The organism is Streptomyces sp. NPDC057099 (genome assembly GCF_042671245.1).
Lineage (GTDB): Bacteria > Actinomycetota > Actinomycetes > Streptomycetales > Streptomycetaceae > Streptomyces > Streptomyces purpurascens.
This window is the reverse complement of record NZ_JBHUTX010000115.1, coordinates 1-1830: the sequence shown is the minus strand read 5'-3', so window position 1 is coordinate 1830 and position 1830 is coordinate 1. Positions and strand designations below refer to the sequence as shown.

General features: G+C 57.7%; 1 protein-coding gene. It reads left to right on the top strand.

From position 1 onward, the window contains the following. Positions 1–12: 12 nt before the first annotated feature. Complete coding sequence (locus ACFT4A_RS42405; protein ID WP_382842043.1) at positions 13–1797, top strand: Shedu anti-phage system protein SduA domain-containing protein; 1785 nt, start codon at positions 13–15, stop codon at positions 1795–1797. The last annotated feature ends 33 nt before the right edge of the window (positions 1798–1830 follow it).

Here is a 1830-nt window from a genome sequence, read left to right as displayed (position 1 = left end):
TAAGCTGATCAAATGGCGGATAACCTGCTCATCCATGGTGGCAACGAGAACGCACTTCGTACACTGAAGGCCACCGGCCAGTATCGAGGCAGGGTCAAGGCGGCATATCTGCGACCGCCGTGGGACACACAGTGGGGGTTCGAGAACCACGAGGCTCCTGGCCGTGCTTCCTGGCTCGGCATGATGCAGGTACATCTGCGTCTGGTGCGCGACCTGCTCTCTCCTGACGGCTCTGTGTGGGTACACGTGGACGACCGGCAGTTCGCTGACTGCCGCGTGCTCATGGACAAGGTCTACGGCCGATCGAACTTCCTATCTACAGTCGTCGTTCAGAAGCCTCCACGGAATCACTCCCCACACTTCAGGGGCAGTCACGACTACCTACTTGTCTTCGCTAATAATGCCTCGGCATGGCGGCCGAACCCTCTCCCTCGTACAGTCGAATCAGAGTCGAGGTTCCAAAACCCTGACCACGATCCCCGCGGGCCGTGGAGAACAGCTGACCTGTCCTACCCCGGGTCGCGTGAGGGTCTGCGCTACGAAGTGGTGGGTCCGTCCGGAACCGCTGTACAGCCACCTGACCGCCGGTCTTGGCGATTCACACAGCAGGAATTCCAAAAACTTGATCTCGATGCGCGTATCGCATGGTCGGCCGACGGTCGCCCGAAGCTGAAGCTCTATCTATCGGAGGCGCTGGACAGGCCGCCCACCACGCTATGGAGTTCGGCTGATGTGGGGACAAGTTCTCAAGCGCGCCAGCACCTGAGCGGACTGCTCGATGAAATGCACCAGCCGACTCCATCGCCGGAACAACTGCTGAAGCATATTCTCACGATCGCGACCAGACCCGGTGACCTGGTATTCGACTATTTCGGAGACTCAGGAACGGCCGCTGCAGTCGCGCACAAAACGAACCGCTGCTGGATCGCTATTGACAGCGAGTTGAACGTTGTGCGTGACCGTCTGGACAAAGTAATCAGCGGTAGCGATGCAGGCGGAATCACACACGAAGTGAACTGGACAGGCGGTGGGCGTTATGACGTAATTACGGCGACGGGACCCAACGGGGAATCCGGACCCTCTGAATTGGGGACCGACGAAGATGTGCGGATTCAGGTCGTCACGTACCGCAAGGACGGGAGCATCGCTCCCACATTGGACCCGACCGAGAAGTACCACCGATCCGCTCAGCTAGAGGTCATCAGGCAACGCCGCGAACTACTGCAGAAGCTTCGCGAGGTCGTCAGTGAAAGAAGTACGCCGGAAGCTGTAGTTCAACGGCTAATCGAATCCAATCACTGGATCTTCGGGGGCGAGTACACAGGAACCTCGAAGCGACGTGACCTGTTCCCCCGTGACCAGCACGACATTCTTCTCGTGCGAGCTGACCAAAGCGTTCATGTCGTGGAACTCAAGAAGCCCGGAGCCCCACTTGTCAGGAGATACCGCGGTAGTTTGATCATGTCGAACGAGGTGCACGAGGCAGTAAGTCAATGCAAGAACTACATTCAGAAAATGGATGACTCGGGAGCAACCCTCCAAACGATTTACCGCACCGAAGATTCCCTTGAATACGATTTTCTTCGTGCGCGGGGAACTGTTGTGATCGGGAATCCCGATCACGTGGAGGTGTCCGGCGTCACTCAGCAGATGGTCACTCATGCCATCCGTTCTTACAATGCGGACCAGGGCCGGGTGCAGGTTTTGACCTACTTGAATCTGATCGAAAGCGCGGAAGAGGCACTCCGCTTCGACGAGAATGACCTCGAATCTCCTGGTATCGGGGGCGAACTTTGACGAACACGCTCTAGTCCCGGCGGGCAAGTCTAT